The sequence below is a fragment of the Vibrio sp. DW001 genome (genome assembly GCF_029016285.1).
Classification (GTDB): domain Bacteria; phylum Pseudomonadota; class Gammaproteobacteria; order Enterobacterales; family Vibrionaceae; genus Vibrio.
Window position 1 is genome coordinate 656,706 of the sequence record NZ_CP091975.1, and the last position, 19,246, is coordinate 675,951.

Annotated in this window: 21 protein-coding genes; 10 read left to right on the forward strand and 11 right to left on the reverse strand. The window is 42.6% G+C overall.

Translation table 11 applies throughout. The features are described 5' to 3' along the window. The first annotated feature begins 152 nt into the window (after positions 1 to 152). From guaB to L3V77_RS03200, 3 genes are all read left to right on the forward strand, one after another. Positions 153 to 1,616, forward strand: a complete 1,464-nt coding sequence (guaB, locus tag L3V77_RS03190) for an IMP dehydrogenase (protein WP_275135694.1) — start codon at positions 153 to 155, stop codon at positions 1,614 to 1,616. Between the two features lie 116 nt (positions 1,617 to 1,732). Then, positions 1,733 to 3,310, forward strand: a complete 1,578-nt coding sequence (gene guaA, locus L3V77_RS03195) for a glutamine-hydrolyzing GMP synthase (RefSeq protein WP_275135695.1) — start codon at positions 1,733 to 1,735, stop codon at positions 3,308 to 3,310. Positions 3,311 to 3,506: 196 nt separating this feature from the next. Then, entirely contained in the window at positions 3,507 to 4,115 is a 609-nt protein-coding gene (locus L3V77_RS03200; RefSeq protein ID WP_275135696.1) for an acetate uptake transporter, read from the forward strand. 171 nt (positions 4,116 to 4,286) lie between these two features. Here the strand turns inward: L3V77_RS03200 and nqrM are convergent, their stop codons facing one another. The 3 genes from nqrM to L3V77_RS03215 are packed head-to-tail and all read right to left on the reverse strand — an operon-like array spanning position 4,287 to position 5,337. After that, a complete protein-coding gene (gene nqrM / locus L3V77_RS03205) occupies positions 4,287 to 4,502 on the reverse strand; it encodes a (Na+)-NQR maturation NqrM (protein WP_275135697.1) in 216 nt (71 codons plus the stop codon). Positions 4,503 to 4,510: 8 nt separating this feature from the next. Then, on the reverse strand, positions 4,511 to 5,050 hold the full coding sequence (locus L3V77_RS03210) for a NifB/NifX family molybdenum-iron cluster-binding protein (RefSeq protein WP_275135698.1): 540 nt from the start codon (positions 5,048 to 5,050) through the stop codon (positions 4,511 to 4,513). Continuing rightward, a complete protein-coding gene (locus L3V77_RS03215; protein ID WP_275135699.1) occupies positions 5,047 to 5,337 on the reverse strand; it encodes a DUF134 domain-containing protein in 291 nt (96 codons plus the stop codon). The genes L3V77_RS03210 and L3V77_RS03215 overlap by 4 nt, the downstream gene beginning before the upstream one ends. A 130-nt stretch (positions 5,338 to 5,467) precedes the next feature. On the opposite strand from L3V77_RS03215, the gene L3V77_RS03220 reads away from it, so the two are divergent. The 3 genes from L3V77_RS03220 (at position 5,468) to L3V77_RS03230 (ending at position 7,611) form a co-directional block, all read left to right on the forward strand. After that, the gene (locus L3V77_RS03220) at positions 5,468 to 5,878 is read left to right on the forward strand and encodes a PaaI family thioesterase (protein WP_275135700.1); all 411 of its coding nucleotides are present in this window, start codon (positions 5,468 to 5,470) and stop codon (positions 5,876 to 5,878) included. 126 nt (positions 5,879 to 6,004) lie between these two features. Further along, positions 6,005 to 6,919: a dienelactone hydrolase family protein gene (locus L3V77_RS03225; RefSeq protein ID WP_275135701.1), complete on the forward strand. Its 915-nt coding sequence runs from the start codon at positions 6,005 to 6,007 to the stop codon at positions 6,917 to 6,919. Positions 6,920 to 7,029: 110 nt separating this feature from the next. After that, on the forward strand, positions 7,030 to 7,611 hold the full coding sequence (locus L3V77_RS03230; RefSeq protein ID WP_275135702.1) for an SOS response-associated peptidase family protein: 582 nt from the start codon (positions 7,030 to 7,032) through the stop codon (positions 7,609 to 7,611). Here L3V77_RS03230 and L3V77_RS03235 read toward each other — a convergent pair. Next, the gene (locus L3V77_RS03235; protein WP_275135703.1) at positions 7,608 to 8,372 is read right to left on the reverse strand and encodes a DNA/RNA non-specific endonuclease; all 765 of its coding nucleotides are present in this window, start codon (positions 8,370 to 8,372) and stop codon (positions 7,608 to 7,610) included. The genes L3V77_RS03230 and L3V77_RS03235 overlap by 4 nt on opposite strands. Before the next feature lie 227 nt (positions 8,373 to 8,599). Between L3V77_RS03235 and L3V77_RS03240 the strand changes: the two genes are divergently transcribed. Beyond that, positions 8,600 to 9,220, forward strand: a complete 621-nt coding sequence (locus L3V77_RS03240; protein WP_275135704.1) for a hypothetical protein — start codon at positions 8,600 to 8,602, stop codon at positions 9,218 to 9,220. A 143-nt stretch (positions 9,221 to 9,363) separates the two neighbouring features. Here L3V77_RS03240 and L3V77_RS03245 read toward each other — a convergent pair whose 3' ends face one another. Further along, complete coding sequence (locus L3V77_RS03245) at positions 9,364 to 9,573, reverse strand: hypothetical protein (RefSeq protein ID WP_275135705.1); 210 nt, start codon at positions 9,571 to 9,573, stop codon at positions 9,364 to 9,366. Positions 9,574 to 9,890: 317 nt separating this feature from the next. Between L3V77_RS03245 and L3V77_RS03250 the strand changes: the two genes are divergently transcribed. Next, positions 9,891 to 10,580, forward strand: coding sequence for a pseudouridine synthase (locus L3V77_RS03250; protein ID WP_275135706.1), 690 nt, complete (start codon positions 9,891 to 9,893; stop codon positions 10,578 to 10,580). 137 nt (positions 10,581 to 10,717) lie between these two features. On the opposite strand, the gene L3V77_RS03255 is transcribed toward L3V77_RS03250, so the two are convergent. After that, entirely contained in the window at positions 10,718 to 11,704 is a 987-nt protein-coding gene (locus L3V77_RS03255) for an ABC transporter substrate-binding protein (protein WP_275135707.1), read from the reverse strand. 344 nt (positions 11,705 to 12,048) lie between these two features. Then, positions 12,049 to 12,723 carry a tRNA (adenine(22)-N(1))-methyltransferase TrmK gene (locus tag L3V77_RS03260; RefSeq protein WP_275135708.1) on the reverse strand — a complete coding sequence of 225 codons (675 nt, stop codon included), beginning with the start codon at positions 12,721 to 12,723 and terminating at the stop codon, positions 12,049 to 12,051. Between the two features lie 232 nt (positions 12,724 to 12,955). On the opposite strand from L3V77_RS03260, the gene L3V77_RS03265 reads away from it, so the two are divergent. Then, the gene (locus L3V77_RS03265) at positions 12,956 to 14,248 is read left to right on the forward strand and encodes an alpha/beta fold hydrolase (RefSeq protein WP_275135709.1); all 1,293 of its coding nucleotides are present in this window, start codon (positions 12,956 to 12,958) and stop codon (positions 14,246 to 14,248) included. A 40-nt stretch (positions 14,249 to 14,288) separates the two neighbouring features. Further along, positions 14,289 to 14,462 carry a hypothetical protein gene (locus L3V77_RS03270; protein ID WP_275135710.1) on the forward strand — a complete coding sequence of 58 codons (174 nt, stop codon included), beginning with the start codon at positions 14,289 to 14,291 and terminating at the stop codon, positions 14,460 to 14,462. A 90-nt stretch (positions 14,463 to 14,552) separates the two neighbouring features. Here the strand turns inward: L3V77_RS03270 and L3V77_RS03275 are convergent, their stop codons facing one another. The 4 genes from L3V77_RS03275 to deoD all read right to left on the reverse strand — a co-directional run bounded on the left by L3V77_RS03275 (position 14,553) and on the right by deoD (position 18,996). Next, positions 14,553 to 16,181 (reverse strand): NAD(P)/FAD-dependent oxidoreductase, encoded by a 1,629-nt coding sequence (locus L3V77_RS03275; RefSeq protein ID WP_275135711.1) that lies wholly within the window; start codon positions 16,179 to 16,181, stop codon positions 14,553 to 14,555. A 109-nt stretch (positions 16,182 to 16,290) separates the two neighbouring features. Beyond that, positions 16,291 to 16,941 carry an L-fuculose-phosphate aldolase gene (locus tag L3V77_RS03280; RefSeq protein WP_275135712.1) on the reverse strand — a complete coding sequence of 217 codons (651 nt, stop codon included), beginning with the start codon at positions 16,939 to 16,941 and terminating at the stop codon, positions 16,291 to 16,293. 129 nt (positions 16,942 to 17,070) lie between these two features. Beyond that, positions 17,071 to 18,168, reverse strand: a complete 1,098-nt coding sequence (gene mtnA / locus L3V77_RS03285; RefSeq protein ID WP_275135713.1) for an S-methyl-5-thioribose-1-phosphate isomerase — start codon at positions 18,166 to 18,168, stop codon at positions 17,071 to 17,073. Positions 18,169 to 18,288: 120 nt separating this feature from the next. Beyond that, on the reverse strand, positions 18,289 to 18,996 hold the full coding sequence (gene deoD, locus L3V77_RS03290; RefSeq protein WP_275135714.1) for a purine-nucleoside phosphorylase: 708 nt from the start codon (positions 18,994 to 18,996) through the stop codon (positions 18,289 to 18,291). Positions 18,997 to 19,246: the final 250 nt, after the last annotated feature.

The window sequence follows — 19,246 nt, forward strand, 5'->3', positions numbered from 1 at the left end:
TGAGTAGCGAAACGATTGCGTCGTGCGTATAATCCGTTTGCAATATCAATTTAGATTCAAATTTGATTCATCCTTATTATGCGAAACGATAAGGGTGAATTTTTCGTATTTAACCTCGGTTTTTTTAAAAACCATAGTTGAGAGATATTGCAATGCTACGAATAGCAAAAGAAGCGCTCACTTTTGATGACGTTTTACTCGTCCCCGCACATTCGACAGTGCTTCCTAATACAGCGGACCTTCGCACTAAGTTAACCAAAAATATATCGCTGAATATTCCTATGTTATCGGCTTCTATGGATACCGTTACGGATGCTCGCCTTGCCATCGCTCTGGCTCAAGAAGGCGGCATCGGTTTTATTCATAAAAACATGTCCATTGAAGAGCAAGCTGAACAGGTTCGTTTAGTGAAAATCTTCGAAGCAGGTGTGGTTTCGCATCCGGTGACAGTTAAACCAACCAATACGATCGCAGATGTACTCGCTCTAACCGAAAAGAACGGTTTTGCTGGTTATCCTGTTGTTGCTGAAAACAATGAGCTAGTCGGGATTATCACTGGTCGTGATATCCGCTTTGTGACTGACCTTGATAAAACAGTCGATCAGGTGATGACACCAAAAGCACGTTTGGCTTCCGTTAAAGAAGGCGCATCTCCAGAAGAAGTTCAAGAAGAGATGCACAAAGCTCGTGTTGAAAAAGTGTTGGTTGTAAACGATGCGTTTCAACTAACGGGTATGATTACTGCAAAAGACTTCCACAAAGCAGAGCGTAAACCTAACGCCTGTAAAGATGATAAAGGTCGTTTGCGTGTTGGTGCCGGTGTCGGTGCCGGTGCTGGTAATGAAGAACGTATTGCCGCACTTGTAGAAGCAGGCGTAGACGTACTGCTTATCGACTCCTCACACGGTCATTCAGAAGGCGTACTTACTCGTATTCGTGAAACACGCGCCGCTTATCCTAATCTAGATATTGTGGGTGGTAATGTCGCAACAGGTGCCGGTGCAAAAGCACTCATCGACGCTGGTGTCAGTGCGGTGAAAGTGGGTATCGGCCCGGGTTCAATTTGTACTACTCGTATTGTAACGGGTGTTGGTGTTCCTCAAGTAACGGCGATTTCTGATGCAGTTGATGTTGCCGAACAATATGGTATTCCTGTTATTGCTGACGGTGGTATTCGTTTTTCTGGTGATGTCTGCAAAGCAATCGTTGCGGGCGCATCTTGCGTCATGGTTGGCTCAATGTTCGCTGGTACGGAAGAAGCGCCGGGTGATATCATTCTTTATCAAGGTCGCTCATACAAATCTTATCGTGGAATGGGTTCTCTAGGCGCGATGTCTCAAGGGTCTTCAGACCGTTACTTCCAAAGTGATAATGCCGCAGACAAACTGGTTCCTGAGGGTATCGAAGGTCGTATTGCTTATAAAGGTCGCTTAAAAGAGATTGTTCATCAGCAGATGGGTGGTTTACGTTCGAGCATGGGCTTAACGGGTTCGGCAACCATTGAAGATATGCGCACTAAAGCAGAATTTGTTCGTATCTCTGGCGCTGGCATGAAAGAGTCCCACGTACATGACGTGCAGATAACTAAAGAAGCGCCAAACTACCGTTTAGGTTAATTTTTTGTAATCTAGTGATCGATGTGAGTAAGGTTAAAGCAATAGACTTATGTTCACATCGATAGAGAATTGACTTGTTATAGAGTTATATCATCAACCTATTTTGAGAAGAGAAAATGACAAAAGATATCCACGATCAACGAATTTTAATTTTAGATTTTGGTTCTCAGTACACACAGCTTATTGCACGTCGAATTCGTGAAATTGGCGTTTACTGTGAATTGTGGAGCTGGGATGTCGATGAAGCGGATATCCGTGAATTTAATCCTAACGGTATTATTCTTTCTGGTGGACCAGAGAGTGTGACACAAGATAATTCTCCACGAGCGCCTCAATACGTTTTTGAAGCGGGCGTTCCTGTCTTTGGTGTCTGTTATGGCATGCAGACAATGTCTGAACAACTTGGTGGCAAAGTCGCGAGTTCTGATGAACGCGAATTCGGTTACGCACAAGTCAAGGTGATTAGTGAATGTGAACTGTTCAAAAATATCGAAGATGCGATAGCTGAAGATGGTGCACCACTGCTAGATGTTTGGATGAGCCACGGAGATAAAGTGGTTGGCATTCCATCTGACTTTGCTAAAGTTGCAGAGACAGATACCTGCCCATTTGCGGCGATGGCAAATGAAGAGAAAAGATTCTATGGTGTTCAATTCCATCCAGAAGTAACACATACCCGCCAAGGTCTGCGCATGCTAGAGAATTTCGTTCTCAATATCTGTGGCTGTGAAAAGCTGTGGACTTCTCAGTCCATCATTGAAAATGCGGTTGCTAACATAAAAGAGCAAGTAGGGGATGACGAGATTATCCTAGCATTGTCTGGCGGTGTGGATTCCTCTGTTGTCGCTATGCTTGTGCAGCGAGCGGTTGGTGATAGATTGACCTGCGTTTTTGTTGATAACGGTTTACTACGTTTGGACGAAGGTCAGCAAGTGATGGATATGTTTGGTGATCATTTTGGTCTGAACATTATCAAGATTGAAGCGGAAGAGCGCTTTTTAAGTGCATTGGCTGGTGAAGCCGATCCAGAGAAAAAACGTAAAATTATTGGCCATCAGTTCATCAACGTATTTGATGAAGAGTCGAAGAAGCTTAAGAATGCCAAATGGCTTGCGCAAGGTACTATTTACCCTGATGTGATCGAGTCGGCGGCTTCTAAAACGGGTAAAGCGCACGTTATCAAGTCCCACCATAATGTTGGTGGCCTTCCTGATGATATGGAAATGGGGTTAGTTGAACCATTACGCGAACTGTTTAAAGATGAGGTTCGTAAGATTGGTCTAGAGCTTGGCCTTCCATACAACATGTTATATCGCCATCCATTCCCTGGTCCGGGTTTAGGTGTTCGCGTATTGGGTGAGGTTAAAAAAGAGTATTGTGACCTTCTTCGTCGTGCAGATGCAATCTTTATTGAAGAGCTTCATAGTGCCGACCTTTATAATAAGGTTTCTCAAGCATTTACGGTTTTTCTTCCTGTTCGCTCTGTTGGCGTAATGGGCGATGGTCGTAAATACGATTGGGTTGTGTCATTGAGAGCGGTAGAAACTATCGACTTCATGACCGCCATTTGGGCGCATTTGCCTTATGATTTCTTAGGAAAAGTATCCAACCGAATCATAAATGAAGTGGACGGAATTTCTCGAGTGGTATATGACATCTCAGGTAAGCCGCCAGCGACGATTGAGTGGGAATAAACGCCTGATTATTTACCTTTAATTCGTACTCTAAAAACCAGCTTTCGAGCTGGTTTTTTTGATCTTAACCTATTCAATGTATTTTTTTGTTTATGATGCAGAATAACAGTTGAACCTGAACAAAATTTCATCTAGTATGCGCCAGCTTCAACTTTTTTTTATTTCTTTCAACTATTTTTGATAAGGTTAAGACCAGATGTCGACACAACTAGCAAACCCAGCCCCATTAGGTCTAATGGGCTTTGGTATGACAACTATCCTTCTAAATATCCATAACGCAGGATTTTTTCCAATCGATTCGATGATCCTAGCGATGGGTATCTTTTACGGTGGTATTGGTCAGGTTATCGTTGGCATTATGTGTTTTAAGCGTGGCGATACATTCGGTACTACAGCATTTAGTTCTTACGGCCTATTTTGGTTGACACTTGTTGGCCTTATTGTAATGCCTAAGATGGGACTCGCGGCAAGCCCTGAAGGGTTTATGGGTTGGTATCTTACTCTTTGGGGTATCTTCACTGGCTTTATGTTTATCGGCTCTCTTTGTTATCCAACGGCGAAGCAAGTCGTATTTGGTTCTCTAACTATCCTGTTTGCTCTTCTGGCCATTCGAGATTTCACGGGTAGTGAACTTGTTGGTACGATTGCTGGTTTTGAAGGTATTTTCTGCGGAGCGAGTGCGATTTACTTTGCTATGGCGCAGGTCCTTAATAATGAGTTTGGCCGTGAAGTAATGCCGGTCGGTAAGCCTTTTATTGGCCGTTTTAAAAAAGAGATCGTAGTTGCAGAGCTAACAACGGCTTAAAAGCAATTAACCACACGGTTAACAATAGACTTTACTTAAAAGGCTTTAGTGAAAACTAAAGCCTTTTTTGATCTTTCATCGTCGTTATTATCCAAATCAATATCAGTGCCTATCGCATAAATTATGGGATGAAAATGTGTTCTCTCCATCGAACACATTTTGTGTGCCCCGTTATTTAATGGAACTGGTGCAACCGTCTTCTGGTTCTGAAATCTGATAAAGCTTGTGTTCATCACAAACCGTCTCACAATTACACACCTGATCGACACCGACATTGTTTAGCCCACCACAGCTTCCCTGTATGGTTTTTTTATTAAAAATGACGCCAATGGCCATTAATAAAATAACGATCAGAAAAAAACCAAAGGTTATGAGCATCGTTGTCATGTCGAATCCTACCTTTTATCTAGCGGAGATAGGGACGATATAGGATTCATCTGTCTGAACATCGCCTTTCCATGGCCAACACCACGGTTAACGGCACCATGATGACCAGCACCATGATGACCAGCACCATGATGGTCACTGCATCCGTTTGAATGTTCTGAGCAACCACATGAATGTCCAGAGCACCCACCTTTTTGTAGGTGTTTTTTTGAAGGACGACCTTGAGTTGATTCAGTTAGTTCGATCATCGAGCTACTTATCGCCGATGCCACCGGTGTTTGCTGTGCAACTTGAAACACACGAATGCCGGAACTGAGTAATTTTCCGAGCGCTCGTTCACCTATGTTGCGCACGATGACCGCATCGGTTTTCATTTTTTTAATGAGCGTGATGCTGTCTTTTTTGTCGCTACAAGATGAATTGCCACCTGCTGCGGGGTTGATTGCGTCGTGAATAAATGAATTGTCTGCATTTATGAAAGCGAACTGCTTGGCTTTCATAAAGTGGTTAGCGACGCATTCTCGGCTGTGTGGGATAGCATAAATCATTGTTCTGACTCCTTATTTTCTAGAACAAGTGCATTACCTTCTACTAGACAAGAAGCAACCTTAAATCGAGCACGATTTACAATATTGCCAAAAGTCTGCCTTGAAACTCCCATTTGATCTGCTGCTTCCTGTTGACTCAATTTTTCAAAGTCAGCGAGTCTTATCGCTTCGAATTCTTCAGCTAGTATCTCTACCTTCTTTAGTTTTCCGAGCGGTATCCCATTGGGTTTAAAGCAGCTGTGTGCAGGTCGCCCACAAATGCGACGGCATTTTTTGGGTCTGGCCATAATTTCTCCTAAAAGAGTTTCAAGTAAACTATACGTTAGTTATTGGCATATGCCAATAAAAAGGTTGGGTTAATTTATAGCATATGCTATAAATTATGCATGAAATCCGCTTTAATCACTAGGGTATAAAATGAAAAATGTTAAGCCAAATAGCCACAACAACTGTATTGCATGTGGTGAGTCGAACTTCAACTCCAACTCACTTCAATTGCAGTTTTCATCTGACTCCGAAAATAGCGTTATGACAAAGATAAAACTAGATGAATCTTACCAAGGGTATCCGAACGTGTTACATGGTGGAGTGATCAGCACCTTATTGGACGCGGCGATGACACATTGCCTGTTTGCTCGACATTTAGAAGCCATGACAGCCGAGTTGACCGTTAGGTTCATTAAACCGGTACCGATTAATCAAGAGCTAGTTGTTGTTGGAACTTGTGTTGCGGAACAAAGAGGAATGTATAAATTGACCAGTTTTATTTCACTAAATGACAATATATTGGCTCGCGCCAAGGCCAAATTTCTTCTTATAAAAGCGTAAATTATTGTAAATACCTCTCATTACCAAATACATCAGACTAGACTTATTAAGAAAATGATCCGATGGGTTTAATCAACCGTAGAATACCCAGTTGATCGATATTTCTATAAAAGGAGAAAGGTGAGTATGGATACATCAAGTCAGTTAAAAAATGATACACAAGCTTTAAGGCCAATCCCACAGGAAGCTTTTGATTGGTATGATGAATACGCGCACGGCCTCATTGACCGCCGTGAATTTATGGCACGATTAGGTGGGCTTGTTGCTTTAGGTTTTACCATGACGGTATTGTCTAGTGCGTTGATACCCAATTACGCCAATGCTGAGCAAATTTCATTCAATGATCCTTTAATTAAAGCCTCTTATGTCAAATATGATTCTCCTAAAGGGCATGGAGAGTGTCAGGGATATTTGGTTATGCCTGCAAAATTAGAGGGTAAGGCGCCTGTCGTATTGGTTATTCATGAAAATAGAGGCCTTAACCCCTATATAAAAGATGTTGCTCGACGCCTTGCGGCGCAAGGTTTTATCGCTTTTGCACCTGACGGGTTGTATCCGTTAGGTGGTTATCCGGGTAATGATGATGAAGGACGTACCATGCAAAAAGGCATGGATAAAGTAAAATTAGAAGAAGACTTTATCGCCGCCGCTCAGTTTCTGAAGTCTCATGAAATGAGCACCGGAAAGTTAGGTGCGGTTGGTTTTTGTTATGGAGGTTACATTGTCAATATGCTTGCTGCGAGCATCCCTGAGCAACTTGATGCTGGCGTTCCGTTCTATGGCACTCCTGCTGCAGAAGCAATTCGAGATAACGTTAAAGGGCCGCTTTTACTGCAATTTGGTGAGTTAGATAAACGAGTAAATGGCACATGGCCAGATTATGAGAAATCATTGATGGCGAATAAAGTGGATTACACTGCCCATATTTATAAAGGTGTTAATCACGGGTTCCACAACGATTCTACGGGTAGATATGCGCCGGAAGAAGCGGAGCTTTCTTGGGCAAGGACGGTTGAATTTTTTAATCAACATTTAGTGTAATTGAAGGAGCCCTTGTTACCCTGAAGGGCTTCGGTTTCAATGTTTGATATGTAACTGTTCTATACTTTAGACACGAAAATTAGCAACGTGTAAAAATTATGTGCGGAAGATTGAACATCATAGATGATCCGTTAGCGGAGGCCGTGAGTGCGGCGTTAGGTATAAGTTTTTTTGCTAAAACCAACTCTGACCTTTGTCCCTCTCAACAGGTCTCTGTTGTTGGAAAAGCGGATTGCTCACTGCATCAATTTGAACTTTTGTGGGGAGTTAAACCGAGTTGGGCCAATCGTGCGATCATCAATGCTCAGGCTGAAAGTGTGGCAAGTAAAGCGACGTTTAGCGCCTCATATATAAGTCACAGAGTCGTTGTTCCTTGTTCCGGATGGTATGAATGGAAAGAAGAGGAAGGAAGTAAACAGAAATATTTGTTTTCTGATATTGAAGACAGACCGCTTTATATGGCGGGTATCGCATTAGCGAATATCCAGAATCTGGTGACGTTAACCACTCAATCGAATTCACAGTGTGCAACCATTCACCATAGAATGCCGTTGTTACTCAGAGACAGTGATGTGAACTCTTGGTTATATGGCTCGGTAGAGCAAGCCAATGCGCTAGTGTCTCTGCCCTACCAAAGAGAGTTGAAAATAACGACGAGCAAGCCGCTATCTCTACAAGGGGTTCTTTTCTAGTTACAATCGAGTCTGGTTGCCATCTTAGTACTGTCTGTCAAGGATTGGGGCAATGAGTACGCTAACAGTGGTTGCAGCGTTTTTAGGTCCGTTAACGTGTTGCAAAAATCAGCATTTTTATCTATATCTTGAGGCATAATAAATACAGCCGCCTCGCCTTTGCTAAGGTTTTTATTCGGTTTGTAGATGATCTTGTAATAAGCGGAAGGAATCTTATGAGGTTCATCGGCGGCAGGTAATACCATGGCGTCTTCTGAATAAATTGGCCCACTTATCACATATAACGAGTCTCTAAACTCGGCTTTCTCTCTCACCTTGCTTTCGAGTTCTTGCCATGCATTCTGATTTAAAGCACTTGATTGGGGGGTGATATTACTTAAGTAATTTAATGTGTACCAATACTTGTTGCCGGTAAAGCTGGCGAGTGGAACCTGATGCCCTCGGTCGGTTTTTAGTTGTTTATAAGCATTCTTGTAATCTTTCTCTTCTAGTGTTTCATCTTCTGAAAGCAGGGGTTGATTCTTCCAGTCCCTATTTGTGTGCGTGCCAAAGTTTTGCACATCCACTTCATAGGCAACCCAGTCGGCAAATTTTGTGGTGGGGTTTTGGGATAACGCATAAAGTCGTTCAAATATCATGGTATTGCCATCTATTTGGATTTCTGGACAACCGATAGGACAGTGTGGACTTTCTATTTTTGTTGATGAATTTGCCACAGATAAAGGCAAAGACGCGAAGAAGAATAAAGCGAGATTTTTCATTATTATATTCCTAACCGTACATAGTATTGATTAGGTTAGCAGGTTGCTGTGCGGTATCAAGGTTGAGAGGTGGCGTCCAACGGTTTTTCCTGTAGTACAAATGATGGGCTAGAAGTGTTGGATTGATGATGTCGCCTGCAATTATTGGTAATGAACATTGGATGTAATTCTTTGTCTTCGCAAAATTGGGCTATCTTTAAATTAAACAATTATATAGGAACGATAATATGAGTTTTGATTGGGTAGAGTGGTTTGGGTATTTAGCGTCGTTAGTGGTATTGGTTTCACTTACTATGACTTCCATCATTAAGCTTAGGGTGATCAATTTTATTGGCTGTGTCTTATTTGCCATGTTCGCGTACTTTATAGACTCGTATCCTACAATGTTCATGAACATTGGTATCGCGGGCATCAATATTTATTTCTTATGGAAAATCCGAACCACGAAAGAACAATTTACCTTAATTACCGAGTCGGTTGGTTCAGAATACTTTGATTATTTTGTTTCAAGTTATAAGAGTGAAATAGAGCTTCAAGTGTCGACAACGGAATTAAAAGGGGCTGATACGGCGTTTTATATGTTGAGAAACAACAGTATTGCAGGTGTGCTCGTGGGCAATATAAACCCTGAAGGTGAGCTGTCAGTATTACTCGACTACGTTACACCTGAGTATCGTGATTTTAAGTTGGCCCACTACTACTATGTATCGAATCCTAATGTGATTAAAGAGAGAGGAGTCAAGGTACTGAAAGCGAACGCTACAACCCCCGAGCATAAAGAGTATCTGCTTAAAGTTGGTTTCCATCTAGTGGATGAAAATGAAGGGGTATATTTCAAAGAGCTTTAGGTTTGATAAAGGCTTGTCCTTTGTTGTCTGCACCATTACCTCGATAGTGTTAATCGATTACTTTTTCAGATTAGTATTAAACGTTCAATATGCATAAAAAATGGGTTAGCGAAGGCTAACCCATGAACTGACTAAGGGGAATTTTAGTGTTGTGTGTCAGCTTCAAAATAAGGTTTATAGACATCGGCTAATGACTTGTTTTTTGCTTTGTGTTTTCTTTTTTTTGTGATGGATGGGGGCGTTTCTTGTGATTTGATTGCTTCGGCGTGTTGTTGTGCTGAATGTTGAAAGTGTGAACTTTGCTGAGCCATTTTTCGGGCTTGATTGACTCGATTGATTACATCCTGGAGCATAAGCAGTACCTCACTTCAATGAGAAATTAAATACATACTGTTCCATTTAACATTAGTCCTACTTGCCAATTTAGTCAACCCGAAATTAATAAGTGTAATCTTTTTTTTAGACGGCCTTAAGCAAGGGAATTCAATTGGTTATGTCGAAAAATTGTGAAGGTAAGCATCGGTTATTAGGTATTACCTATTTATCCGAAATGAGCAAATAAGCGACGTGTACTACTTAGGTTCTTTTCTCTTAATCCTCAGGGAATGGTTGATAATTATCAGTGAGCAAGGATAATGTTTAGCCCACTCAACTCCATAATGTGCCCGTAATGCGCCTTGATAAATTTGTTTGTAAAAGTACTGAGTTAACAAAAAATGAAGCTATAAAACGGATAAATGCGGGTGATGTTTTGGTTAATCAGTGTATTACGATGAACGAGTCGACTCAGGTGCATGAAAACAATACGATAATGCTTAATGGTGTTGAATTAACGGCTCGTGATTTTCGCTATATAATGATGCATAAACCCGCCGGTACTATTTGTTCCAATATCGATGAAGCCTATCCATCTCTGTTTAATTATGTAGACATTGAAAAAACCACAGAGCTGCATATTGCAGGTCGCTTAGATGCGGATACAACAGGGTTGGTTTTGATTACGGATGATGGACGTTGGTCATTCAATATTACGACACCCACGAAGCAGTGCAACAAAGTATATCGAGTCGGTTTGTCGCGTGTGATTTCGGATGATGTTGCCTTAACGTTTAAAAAAGGTGTGAAGTTGCAAGGCGAACAGCAATCAACGTTGCCTGCCATATTGGATGTTATTGGCCCCAAAGAGGCGCTTTTAACCATCACTGAAGGTAAGTTTCATCAGGTTAAGCGTATGTTCGCCGCCGTAGGTAACCGAGTAGTTTCGCTTCATCGTGAAGAAATTGGAGATGTTTGTTTGGATGTTGCGGTTGGACAGTGGCGTTACTTGACACGCGATGAAATTCATTCCTTTACCAAGTAAGTTAATCGGTGGGAATGTACGCCTAGGTATTCGACGTTCTTTGAACGTTGAACAAAAAAATAGAGCATCCTGCGAGAGCAGAATACTCTATTGAACCTTAACAGAGCGGACAGTAAAAAAACTGGCCATATTATCAATTAAAGAGCGTTAGCCACTTTGTCGGCGACGTCTGGAGATACCCATTTTCGCCAGATCTCAGGTTGCTCAGCCAAGAAGTACTCCATGGCACCCTCGCCATCGGCCTGATTCTCTTCTATCCAAGCGAGTACCGCACTCATCTCTTTATTGGTAAAGCTACGCTTATTCAGGTAATCCGTTATTTGAGGTTCGCGAGCTGCGAATGGTTCAGTGATGATAGTCGCCACTGTTGACGGTGGATACATGGTGACTTTAGGTGATTCGCAATCATCGATTGTGGTACAACTAAGAAACTCTTCGATATCGATGCCTGAACCGAAATCGACCTTGACCATATCGTACCGACCAAAGATTGCGGTTGGAGCCCAGTAGTAACCAAACCAAGCCTCTCCACGTATGTTCGCTTTGGCAAGAGAGCCTGACAGTCCTGCACTTGATCCTGGATCAATTAGGTCAAAGCCCGCTTCATCCAGTTTTAGAGCTCGAAACAGATTGGTTGCTGAAATTTGGCAGTTCCAACCCGCAGGACAGCCATAGAATGCTGAAGCATCAGGGTTTTCTGGGTGTTTAAATAGTTTAGCGTGCTTGATCACACCCTCAATAGTTGCCATTTCTGGGTATTTGTCCACCATGAATTTAGGGACCCAAAAGCCTTCTTCACCACCATCGCTCAGTGAAGCACCACCATAGCGAATCCGTTTGTCGGCGACACCTTGGTCTAGCAATTTTTTAGTCGCATTCGTCCACATTTCAGGGGCAATATCAGGTTCACCTTTTTCGAGCATCGAAGTACTAGTTGGTGTGGTGTCTCCCGGAACTAAAGATGCCTCGCAACCAAAACCTTTCTCAAGAATAAAACGGTCGACGCTCGCCATAAAGCTCGCAGACGTCCAGTTCATATCTGCAATAGTTACTTCTCCACACCCTTCATCGGCTTGTACTGAGTGGCTCACGACAAATAGCAAAGCTAGTAGTCTGATTTTCATTTCTCTCTCCATTTAGTGAAATACATCCATGTTTCGGCCGATAGAATACACAAAATATACTTAGAGCTCAATTAATTACTTTGCTAATGGTTAATTGATAAGAGGAAAGAGCAAAGCGTCACGAAGTGCATGATGTAGACATTAACCTAGTAAAATAGGTATTTTTCACCGATATCCACCCACTTTTACAGGGATGCGTTTAGTGGCTCATTTTAATTGTTAAATGATGTAACATTATTTTAATTAGAGCACTAAGTATTTTATAGGCGCTTTATGATAGGTTGCCATTTCTTCTCGCGTGGATTCATAACCGGTACGGTAGTTTTTCTGCTAATAAGGCTGAATCAGTATGAGATCTTTACCAAACGATACGCATCAATAATGGGTTGAACATTGGTTGTGTTGCCCTGCTGAATTCGGCTGTAATGGTTAAGCGTTTTATTCAAGTATTTTTCAGCTATTGCAGCTTGATTCGATGATTCAGATTGCCAAATTTTTTCTCCAACCGGACCAATTTGCCTGTTTTCTTCTTTCGTTGACGAAACCAGAATAACTTCATAGAAGCGTTGGTTGTCTTCAACGAGAACTTCGTTTTTCAGTCGATAATCAAGTTCGATGAGCTTTTGACGTAATGCAAATTGGTGATGAACAGGACAGAGTAAAAAATCAATATCTAATCCTGAATGCTTCTGATGAATCGCATCGATGAACGTGATCATCAAATCACCGCCAACGCCAGCGATGATAATTAGGAGCTTCCCTTCATATTGATCTAAAGGTAGCTTGGCGACGTCAAGGCAGTGAGTCTCCCATGATGAATTTGAGTAAAAACGATGAAGCTTGCCGTTTAATTCAGCCATTAGCTCGGGCACAATATCAACAAAATGGATCGTTGAAGAGACTTGGTGAGACAGTAAAGCAGCACCAAGGAAGCCGTGATCACAGCAGCAATCCCAAACGTGGACATAGTCTGATGTCACCATTTGTTCTATTTGTATTAATCTCTTACTGAGCTTCAAGGAAACCACCTACTAACGGTTAAAAACGAGCGCATTGTAATGGTTTTCTTACTTTTAGCGAAGTAGGTTAACCGAGTTTATTATGCTGTCTATCTTTTCTATACAGTGACGTATGCTTTATCAAATTATACTGCCGTCTAAACCGTAAATAGTGTTAATATTTTTGTGTCTGAGGGGGGATTTGTCACTCTCACACTACATCACATATGTTATTAAGAATAAGGACATCTGAGTGCAAAAGCGTTTTATTGATGGATCGACCCTGTATCGCCAACACCGTTTTACATTGCCGCTTAATTATCAAGATGGTGAAGGTGAACAGATACAGGTGTTCGCCCGTGAGCTTGTTGATTTAGCCAAAGATAACCACGACCTTCCTTGGTTGGTTTACTTTCAAGGTGGCCCTGGTTTTCCGTCACCACGGGTAAGCGGTGAGTCGGGTTGGTTAAAACGTGCACTTCAAGACTATCGCGTTCTTTTGTTAGATCAGCGGGGCACAGGTAACAGCTCAGTGGTTAACCAAGAATCACTCGCGCATCTGTCTGCTGAAAAGCAGGCCGAATACCTTTCTCACTTTAGAGCCGATAATATCGTACGCGACGCAGAAGCGATTCGTGAACAGTTTGGTATCGAACAATGGGCCACGCTAGGGCAGAGCTTTGGTGGTTTCTGTACGTTGTCTTACTTGTCGTTATTTCCACAAAGCTTACTCCGCTGTTACGTGACAGGCGGTATTCCTTCGATTTATCGACATGCCGATGATGTTTATATGGCGACCTATAAGCGGGTAACGGACAAGAATAACGGGTTCTTTGCTCAGTTTCCGCAAGCCCAAGACATGTGCTGTGATATTGCCCAGTACTTACTTGAAAACCAAGTGACACTGCCGAATGGTCAACACTTTACCGTTGAACAGTTTCAGTTGATTGGTATTAATCTTGGGCGTGGTGGGGCAAATCTGCCGCTCTATTACATGCTAGAAGGTGCCTTCATTGAGGTGAACGGCGACAAACAATTAAACTACGGTTTTTTGAGTCAAATGCAGCAAGAGCAGAGCTACCTCACCAACCCTATCTACGCTATTTTGCATGAATCTATCTACTGCCAAGGTTTTGCATCAAACTGGTCAGCGCATCGCGTTCGTGAACATTACTCTCAGTTTAACTATCGAATAGGGGATAGGTTCTGGTTCACGGGGGAAATGGTATACCCATGGATGTTCCGTCAGCTAAAGACATTAGAATCGCTGCGTGAAGCAGCAAATAGGTTAGCAGAGAAAGATGATTGGGGAGATCTGTATAACGCTGAGACGCTGAGTAAAAACAGAGTACCTGTCGCTTGTGCTGCCTATGCCGATGACATGTACGTTGAGCTTGATTACACCCGCGAGACATTGGAGAATATTCCGATGTCTAAGGTATGGATTACCAATGAATATGAACACAATGGTCTCGGTGTCGATGGTGAAAAGATCTTGGACCGTTTAATCACAATGGCGAATGCGTTAGACAACCTACCTAAATAGTCCATGAGTTATTCAAGAATAAAGCCCAATGGGGAAAAGTATGACAAAGAAAGTAGTGCAGTTTGAATACGAGAAAGAGACAAAAAATAGTGTTCGCTATAAGGAAGTTCCTGAAGAAGGAACGGCGCCTATTCTGGGTTCTCTGTATGTTCAGAAATGGTTTGCTGGTAATAGCAAATCGTTAGAGATAACCATTGATAAAAAAGACGACTGACAACCAACAAGGGAGGTACACGGGCGTTTTACGATCCGGAAGTACTTTCCCTTATTCAAACGAGAACGGTTGCTTCTTAGTTGTCACCGTTTATGCTTGACGGTGCTTAAGCATATCCAGCGCAACTGCTTCTGCGATTTTGATACCATCAATACCGGCAGATAAGATGCCACCAGCGTAGCCAGCGCCTTCACCACCTGGATACAAACCTTGAGTATTAATGCTTTGGAAATCAACGCCCCGCTTAATTTGTACCGGTGATGAAGTACGCGTTTCAACACCTGTTAGCATTGCGTCTTTACTATCAAATCCGCGAATTTTCTTAGCAAATGCCGGTAGAGCCTCGCGAATCGCGTCAATGGCAAAGTCTGGTAACGCATCGCTTAGATCCGTCATCTTTACGTTCGGCTTATAGGATGGTTCAATCGCTTCAAAAGGCAGGCCCTGACCAGCCGCTAAGAAATCACCCACCATTTGTGCTGGTGCGTCGTAGTTACTTCCGCCCATCACATAGGCGTTACGTTCAAGCTTACGTTGCAATGCCACACCCTGTAGAGGATCGTTGTTAAAGTCCTCAGGAGAAATACCCACCACAATCGCACTATTTGCATTGCGTTCGCTACGAGAGTATTGACTCATACCATTCGTGACAACGGCATGCTCTTCCGACGTCGCAGCGACCACAACGCCACCGGGACACATACAGAAGCTATATACCGAACGACCATTTTTACAATGATGCACAAGTTTGTAATCTGCGGCCCCCAGAATTGGATGCCCAGCATTTTTGCCAAATCGAGCTTGGTCAATCATCGCTTGTTTGTGTTCAATACGAAACCCGATCGAGAAAGACTGCGCTTCCATATGCACACCTTTATCATGCAGCATCTGGAATGTATCACGGGCACTATGGCCGATAGCCGCAACAATATGTTTACTGTTGATCACTTCGCCGCCGTTTAACGTCACGCCCGTAACATGCTGATCGTCACCAGTGCCTTCAATGTTTATCTCTTCTACGCGTGTTTCAAAGCGAATATCACCACCGAGTTCAATGATGTTGGTGCGCATTTTCTCGACCATGGTCACCAATTTGTAGGTACCAATATGCGGTTTGCTTACGTAAATGATTTCTTCTGGTGCACCAGCAAGCACAAATTCGTTTTTAACTTTTAGGCCAAGAAAGCCGGGATCTTTTACTTGGCTATATAGTTTACCGTCAGAAAATGTACCCGCGCCACCTTCACCAAATTGAACATTAGATTCCGTATTCAACTCGCTAGTACGCCAAAAACGGAAGGTGTCTTTCGCACGTTCGTGTACGGATTTACCGCGCTCCAATACAATGGGTTTAAAGCCCATTTGAGCCAAGATTAACGCCACAAATAAACCACATGGGCCCATTCCGATCACGATAGGACGTTCAGTTAAATCAGCGGGTGCGCTAGCAACATATTTGTATTCGGTATCAGGAGAGACTCGCACGTTTTGATTTTGCTCAAACCTTGTTAATAGCTGTGCTTCGTCCACCTCTTTTAACGTTATATCTAAGGTATAAATTAGGGTGATTTGATTCTTTTTTCGTGCGTCATAACCACGTTTAAATACATGGATATCAACCAACTGTTGCTCAGATATAGACAGCGTCTCTAAAACATAATCTTGTAACGCATTTTCACTGTGATCTAGCGGTAATTTTACTTGGTTGAGACGTATCATGATTCACCTGATAATTGGCCGAAAAAATAATCGCGTAGTCTACGTGATCTCTCTCAAAAATGTAATAAACATTATTACGCCAAAACAACAGCTCTTAGGTAACACGTCACTATTTTTTAGGCGGTTGACCATATGTTTTAAATTTTTCCTGCATCAGTGTCATCTCATTTCGATCTAGGATCATAGGGGTACCAAAGCTTGAGGCAATACAATGAATCTTGGCGCAGTGCTCAATCTCTTCAGCAATTTGGAATGCGGCGTCTAGGGTTCCAGATCCGGTAAGTAATCCGTGATTGGCCAACAAGACTGCTCGACGATCTTGCATCGCTTCAAAAGCAGACTCCGCCAGTTCTTGAGTACCAAAAGTTTGATATTGCGCGCAACGAACATCATAGCCTGAAAAGGCGACCAGATAATTTGAAGCGGGCAGAGACTGTCTCAAGGTTGCAATGGCAGTACAGTAAGTGGAGTGAGTGTGAACCACGGCATTGATATCTTCTCGGCGATCATAGAATATTTTATGCATACCCCATTCGCTTGATGGCTTGCGAATCGAATCAATACAGTTTCCATCCATGTCCATGATAACGACATCTTCCGGTTTGGCTGCAAAGTAATCGACACCACTTGGGCTGACTGCGATTAAATTCTGCTCTCTGTTATATATCGAAACATTGCCGCCGGTACCAACGGTAAGATTATGGTTTACGAGCTTTTTGCACGTTTCGACAATGTCGATTCTCTCTTTTTCAAGTAGCATGTTTTTTCCTATATTGGAGTATGTTGATCTTTCGAGGTTATGAGGTAGTGATTCAACGAATTCAATGGGTGTTGATAAGTGGGTTAACGGCTTATCAACACCGAAGGGAAAGATGAATTGGACGACGTCTTATTTGTCCATGATATCTGCAAACATAGCCTTTAAAGCGTCGTTATTGGCTTTGCATACGCCCTTTTCAGTAATCAAACCGGTAACCATTTCTGCCGGTGTTACATCGAATGCATAGTTGCCACATTCTGTACCTGTTGGTGCGGTATTGACAAAGCTGCGCTGCCCATTTGCGTCAATACCTTGCACATGAGATTGTTCTTTACCATTGCGCTGCTCAATCGGGATTTCTTTTACTCCGTCCCATACGCTAGGATCGATAGTTGGCGATGGCAGTGCCACATAGAAAGGCACATTATTGGCTTGTGCAGCGAGTGCTTTTAGATAGGTACCAATCTTATTGCACACATCACCGCGAGCCGTCACTCGGTCAGTACCCACAATGACCATATCCACTTCACCATGCTGCATTAGATGCCCACCGGCATTGTCGGCAATTAAGGTATGTGGGACACCGTGACCACCCAATTCAAAAGAGGTCAACGCTCCTTGGTTTCTTGGGCGAGTTTCGTCAACCCACACATGGATATTAATACCTTCATCATGCGCCAAGTACATTGGTGCTAATGCCGTACCCCAATCGACGGTTGCGAGCCAACCAGCGTTGCAATGGGTCAGGATGTTAACGGCTTCTCCGGGGGCTTTATTTGCGGCGAGCTCGCGGATGATCTCTAAACCATGCAAGCCAATACTGTGGTTTATTTCCGCGTCCTCATCACAGATGATAGCGGATTCTTCATAGGCCACTTGTACACGATCTTGTGGGGGCGTTTGTCGTAAACGCTGGCAGATACGGTCCAGTGCCCATTGTAGATTAATCGCGGTCGGGCGAGTTTTTACCAAGGTTTGATAGGCGGATTCTATTGCTTTATCGCTGCTATCGACAGACATGGCAAAGGCCATTCCGTACGCTCCCACACAACCGATCAAAGGTGCGCCACGTACTTTCATCGAAATAATGGCCTCTGCGGCTTGCTCCATGGTGGAAAGCGTTAGAATTTCAAACTCATAAGGTAATTTTTCTTGATTAAATATATGGATGTTTTTGTTATCCGTTGCTTGCCAAATAGATCGATAATGTTTGCCGTCAATTTTCATATTATTTATTTAACCTAATCTAATCTGTGGATAGTCACCAAAGGCATTCACTCTGGTGGTTTCTGGAATGAGTTAATAGTCATTGGAACTATTAATAGATGGCGCCGCTTATGAGTGAACTTAAAGCTCGATTGCCGTGTCGAGTGCCAGTTCAATCATTTGATGAAGCGACAGTTCACGTTCTTCAATTGTGAGCATGCCACCATTTTTAATGTGATCGGTTGTGGTCAATATGCCTAATGCGTTGGCACCGAGTTCTGAAGCGACGGCATAGAGTCCTGCCACTTCCATCTCGACACCGATGATGCCGTATGTTTCGAGCACTTCGAAAATATCTGGATTTGGACCGTAGAAAAGATCACAAGTGAATAAGTTACCCACTTTGACGTTTAGATCTTGTTTACGTGCTGTATTTACGGCGGTTTCTAGTAAGTGATAGTCAGCGATTGCGGCAAAGTCGTGCCCTTTGAATCGTTCACGGTTAGCTTTAGAGTCTGTGCTTGCACCCATCGCAATGACAATATCCATTAATTGGATGTCATCTCTGACTGAGCCACAAGAGCCGATACGGATTAGGTTCTTAACACCAAAATCTTTTATTAATTCATAGGCATACATAGAAATTGAAGGGATGCCCATGCCATGAGACATTACGGATAAACGTTTCCCTTTATACATGCCGGTATAACCCAACATATTGCGTACTTTGTTTACCTCAACAGCATCTGTTAGGTAGGTTTCTGCAATGTACTTCGCTCGTAGAGGGTCGCCAGGCATGATGACTGTTTCTGCAAAATCATTAGGGTTGGCTTTTATTGCTAGCGCCATATTTTTTCACCTTATATACGTTGTTTTCTCCATTGTTAAATTTAGTGGCGGTTAGTTTAGTGACATATATCACATCTAAAACTGGAATAGATATTGGTAGGTATCTCGTTATCGATATGAGTTGAAATTGTAGTTTTTCTACTTTAAGTATGAGGTATTGCTGTCTTTTGGATAACAAGCTATTGGTGTGAGACTAAAGGGTAGTAAAATGAGCTATTCATCACGTAATTATTCATGCTAGTTATGAGAA

Excerpts from the sequence above, each read along its gene's own strand:
- guaB (WP_275135694.1), top strand. The coding sequence starts at position 153 with ATGCTACGAATAGCAAAAGAAGCGCTCACTTTTGATGACGTTTTACTC.
- guaA (WP_275135695.1), top strand. The coding sequence starts at position 1,733 with ATGACAAAAGATATCCACGATCAACGAATTTTAATTTTAGATTTTGGT.
- L3V77_RS03200 (WP_275135696.1), top strand. The coding sequence starts at position 3,507 with ATGTCGACACAACTAGCAAACCCAGCCCCATTAGGTCTAATGGGCTTT.
- nqrM (WP_275135697.1), bottom strand. The coding sequence starts at position 4,502 with ATGACAACGATGCTCATAACCTTTGGTTTTTTTCTGATCGTTATTTTA.
- L3V77_RS03210 (WP_275135698.1), bottom strand. The coding sequence starts at position 5,050 with ATGATTTATGCTATCCCACACAGCCGAGAATGCGTCGCTAACCACTTT.
- L3V77_RS03215 (WP_275135699.1), bottom strand. The coding sequence starts at position 5,337 with ATGGCCAGACCCAAAAAATGCCGTCGCATTTGTGGGCGACCTGCACAC.
- L3V77_RS03220 (WP_275135700.1), top strand. The coding sequence starts at position 5,468 with ATGAAAAATGTTAAGCCAAATAGCCACAACAACTGTATTGCATGTGGT.
- L3V77_RS03225 (WP_275135701.1), top strand. The coding sequence starts at position 6,005 with ATGGATACATCAAGTCAGTTAAAAAATGATACACAAGCTTTAAGGCCA.
- L3V77_RS03235 (WP_275135703.1), bottom strand. The coding sequence starts at position 8,372 with ATGAAAAATCTCGCTTTATTCTTCTTCGCGTCTTTGCCTTTATCTGTG.
- L3V77_RS03240 (WP_275135704.1), top strand. The coding sequence starts at position 8,600 with ATGAGTTTTGATTGGGTAGAGTGGTTTGGGTATTTAGCGTCGTTAGTG.
- L3V77_RS03245 (WP_275135705.1), bottom strand. The coding sequence starts at position 9,573 with ATGCTCCAGGATGTAATCAATCGAGTCAATCAAGCCCGAAAAATGGCT.
- L3V77_RS03250 (WP_275135706.1), top strand. The coding sequence starts at position 9,891 with ATGCGCCTTGATAAATTTGTTTGTAAAAGTACTGAGTTAACAAAAAAT.
- L3V77_RS03255 (WP_275135707.1), bottom strand. The coding sequence starts at position 11,704 with ATGAAAATCAGACTACTAGCTTTGCTATTTGTCGTGAGCCACTCAGTA.
- L3V77_RS03270 (WP_275135710.1), top strand. The coding sequence starts at position 14,289 with ATGACAAAGAAAGTAGTGCAGTTTGAATACGAGAAAGAGACAAAAAAT.
- L3V77_RS03275 (WP_275135711.1), bottom strand. The coding sequence starts at position 16,181 with ATGATACGTCTCAACCAAGTAAAATTACCGCTAGATCACAGTGAAAAT.
- L3V77_RS03280 (WP_275135712.1), bottom strand. The coding sequence starts at position 16,941 with ATGCTACTTGAAAAAGAGAGAATCGACATTGTCGAAACGTGCAAAAAG.
- mtnA (WP_275135713.1), bottom strand. The coding sequence starts at position 18,168 with ATGAAAATTGACGGCAAACATTATCGATCTATTTGGCAAGCAACGGAT.
- deoD (WP_275135714.1), bottom strand. The coding sequence starts at position 18,996 with ATGGCGCTAGCAATAAAAGCCAACCCTAATGATTTTGCAGAAACAGTC.